This is a genomic window from Flavobacterium sp. ABG (assembly GCF_001027725.1).
Lineage (GTDB): Bacteria > Bacteroidota > Bacteroidia > Flavobacteriales > Flavobacteriaceae > Flavobacterium > Flavobacterium cupriresistens.
The window spans coordinates 1-1,206 of record NZ_LEKS01000044.1 but is presented as its reverse complement, the minus strand read 5'-3'; the positions used below and the strand labels follow the sequence as shown (position 1 = coordinate 1,206).

Below are 1,206 nucleotides of genomic sequence, written 5' to 3'. Positions count from 1 at the left end.
CCTTAAGGTGGTTATTGCGGCGGGGCTCACCTCTTCCCATCCCGAACAGAGTAGTTAAGCCCGCCTGCGCAGATGGTACTGCAGTTATGTGGGAGAGTATGTCGTCGCCTTTCTTTTAAAAACCCTATCCAAATCGGATAGGGTTTTTTGTTTTATATAACTTTTTGGTTTTGCTTTTTTAAACCATATAAGTGATGTAAGTTCATTTTAGTGGATCAACACTAAAACCTGTGGAGTAGCAAAAATTAAGCTTATATATTCGTTAGTCTAAAAAGGAAAAATAGATTTGAGAATTTAGTTTATCTAACACACACACACACACACACACACACACACGCATGGTTTGTCCTTTCGACGAAGGAGAAATCTCCGCAAGAAACTCCGTAAAAACAAGCTCAGCAAATGCAGATTTATTTGGTTTATTCGCTTTCGTTCGAGTCACCTTCGTAAAAAAGGACAAAGTGAGTGTCTGACTTTTTTAGCCTTAGTGACTCTGTGAGATTTTATTATTTCCCCACAACAATGTGTCTTGATCCATTTTAGTTTTATCTTCGCGTCCTTTACGTAAACCCCTAATGAACTTTGCGGTTTAAAAAAAGAGTACAGATGAGAATTTTACAACTTTTGAATTTGATTTATTGTAAAATCCCTGGTTTTATTCTTATTTCTTTTAGTTTACATTCTTTTGCCATGTGTCATCCTGAGCGAAGTCGAAGGAAACTTGACAAGCTTAAACTTTGAGCTAAGTAAAAATTTAATTTCAATCTTTGAAAGAACTCCGGGGTCAAGTTCAAAGCGAATGAAGTGCTAAAGAATTGGATGTGGAAATTTAGTTTATTTACAGAATATGTATCACGTTTGTCTTTTCGACGTAGGAAACCCGAGCGAAAGTGAATAGACGAAGTAAATCTCGGTAAGAAACTCTATAAAACAAGATAAGAAAATGAAGATTTATCTTTTGTTGAAAAAAAACAGAATTACAAGAAATAGACTTGATAAATTGATGTTGTAAAAAGGGAAGCTACAAAGAGGTGTTAAACTATATATTGAGAAATAGTATTATTTAAAATAAAAACTATGTCAGTTTCAAAGAAAGAAATTAGAGTGCTAACTAGAGCAGTTTGTCTAAATTTTCACAAGACTTCACTTCTTTTGAATTTGATCTGAAATCTTAATTTTTAAAAGATAATATTTTTATAAAAAAAA

Annotated in this window: 1 rRNA gene; it reads left to right on the top strand. The window is 33.3% G+C overall.

From position 1 onward, the window contains the following. The first annotated feature begins 3 nt into the window (after positions 1–3). Positions 4–113, top strand: a 5S ribosomal RNA gene (gene rrf / locus AB674_RS21545). Positions 114–1,206: the final 1,093 nt, after the last annotated feature.